Annotated in this window: 2 protein-coding genes and 1 pseudogene; 2 read left to right on the top strand and 1 reads right to left on the bottom strand. The window is 70.4% G+C overall.

The window, feature by feature from the left end; translation table 11 throughout:
• A partial coding sequence (locus MXD58_RS26440) for a glycerate kinase (protein ID WP_250610480.1) occupies nucleotides 1-390 on the top strand: 390 nt, incomplete at its 5' end.
• 20 nt (nucleotides 391-410) lie between these two features.
• On the opposite strand, the gene MXD58_RS26435 is transcribed toward MXD58_RS26440, so the two are convergent.
• On the bottom strand, nucleotides 411-1,208 hold the full coding sequence (locus MXD58_RS26435; protein ID WP_248838483.1) for a peptidoglycan recognition protein family protein: 798 nt from the start codon (nucleotides 1,206-1,208) through the stop codon (nucleotides 411-413).
• 440 nt (nucleotides 1,209-1,648) lie between these two features.
• Here MXD58_RS26435 and MXD58_RS26430 point away from each other — a divergent pair.
• Nucleotides 1,649-2,009, top strand: a pseudogene (locus MXD58_RS26430) (hypothetical protein); the annotation flags it as partial.

The raw sequence follows: 2,009 nt of genomic DNA, 5'->3' as shown, positions 1-2,009 counted from the left end.
GCGCCGGGTGCCGGCGCCGCCGGTGGCACCGCCTACGGCCTCGCCGCCGCCTGGGGCGCGCAGCTGGTGTCCGGCGTTCAGACGATCATCGAGGTCGCGGGCCTGCCGCTGGCGCTCGACCGGGCGGACTGGCTGATCACCGGCGAGGGCCGCTTCGACCGGACCTCGCTCGACGGGAAGGTCGTCGGCGGAATGCTGGGCCTGGCCCGCCGCGGCGGCGTGCCCGTGCTCATCGTCGCCGGCCAGCTCGACGCTCCGCGGCCCGCGGGCGTTCTCGCCGACGTCGCGCTGGCAACGCTCGCCGGCGGAGCCGACGCCGCGATGGCCGACCCACGGCGCTGGCTGCGCCTGGCCGGCGCGGAACTCGCCACGTACGCCACCGACGGCTGACCGGTCGAGCTGCCCGCGGGCTAGATGGTGCGGTTCATCCCGGTCAGGATCCAGCCGATCTTCTTCCAGGTGCCGGGGCCGCAGACACCGTCGTCCGGGATGCGGCCGAACCACGACGACGCGTAACGCTGCAGTGACGCCACTCTGGCGGTGGTGCGCTGGCCGAACGCTCCGTCCGGCGTGATCCGGTTGGGGTCGCCGGTGGGCGACTCGTGCCCGAAGATGATGTTCAGCGCGTTCTGCAGCTCCACCACGTCCGCGCCGCGCGCGCCCTCCCGCAGGGTCGGGCGGCCGGCGTAGCGGTCCCGCGGGTCGAGTGTGAGCGCATTGTTGCCCAGCGAAAGCGAGAGAATGTCGGAGCGCCGGTTCGCCCGAATGTCACCGGGGCAGCTGTGGCCACCCCACGCGGCGCCGCCCATTCGGTGGGTACCGAGGCCGTATCCGTTCGGTGAATCGGCGATCTCCGCTTTCCAGCCGAACTCGTTCATGCCCCAGCGGAACAGCTCGGCCAGCCGGGCGACCTGGACGTCGGTGTAGTCCTCGGTCTCGAAGCCCTCGCATTCACACGAGATCCAGTAGGGATTTCCGGCTGCCTCGGCCCAGGCCCGCCGGTTGAAGGGAACGTACTGCTCGAAGTTCCCCGTCCTGGACAGCCACAGATGTGAACTGACCTGGCTGCTGGAGTTGTCGAACCAGGAGAACAGTGATCCGGTGCCGACCTGGACGTGGGCGATGAGGCCGCGGGTGGGCTGCACCATGGTGCCGGAGGTGTTGCGCACCGGCCGCAGGCGGGCCGGCGGGTAGAGAGTCGCCGCCATCGTCAGTGGCCCTCCGCTGCGCACGTGCCGTCACGCCGGGTTGTCATCTGGAAAATCACGATGCCGGTTTGCTTCCTCTTAGCCGGTTGTGGTCGTATTCGCAATGTCGCACGGGTCGAAGGCGGGCCGCGGGCAGATGTCGTCCTGGTGATGAGTGTCGTGTTGGCGGAAACTGGGTTGCTTTACGACGTCGTCGCCGGGTTGGCCACGATACCGGGCTGGTTGATGTCGGCGTGTATCCGCTTCGGTCCGTAACGGGCATGATGCCCGCACCCGTCGCCCGCGGAACCTGGGAACGCAAGTCGTGCCCACGGGCGGACATCCCCTGACGCGGTGAGCGTTCGATCGGCGACCTTGGGTGCATATCGGCGTAGGTTGGCGTGTGGAGTTTTGGATGAGAACCTGATGTGGTCGCCTTCCGTGTCCGGATCGATCCGCGGATGGATCGCTTTGAACATCCCTCTGACGGCGGCCCGCGCGGCGGCCTACACAGCCGCGCTGTGCCCGGAGCCTGCGAGGTGCCCGGAATTCGGGTGGACTCGGCGGCCGCCGACGGCGACCTCCCGGCCGTCGCCCTTGTCCGCGGCACGCCTCCGGCCGCCGCGTTCGAGCTGCGGTGCGCGGTGTTCGTCGGGGAGCAGGGCGTCCCGGCCGAGCAGGAGCTCGACGGCCGCGACGAAGCCGCCGACCATGCCGTGGTCCTGGGGTCGGGCGGCGACGCCGCGGCGCCCGGGCGGGGGGGGGGCTCGGGCCCCGCGCCGGCCCCCCGGCCCGTTGGTTATATAAAAAATAAGGTTCCCG

Source organism: Frankia sp. AgKG'84/4, assembly GCF_023242965.2.
Taxonomy (GTDB): domain Bacteria; phylum Actinomycetota; class Actinomycetes; order Frankiales; family Frankiaceae; genus Frankia.
Note: the sequence above shows the minus strand (reverse complement) of the source record. Positions and strands in the feature narration are given on the sequence as shown.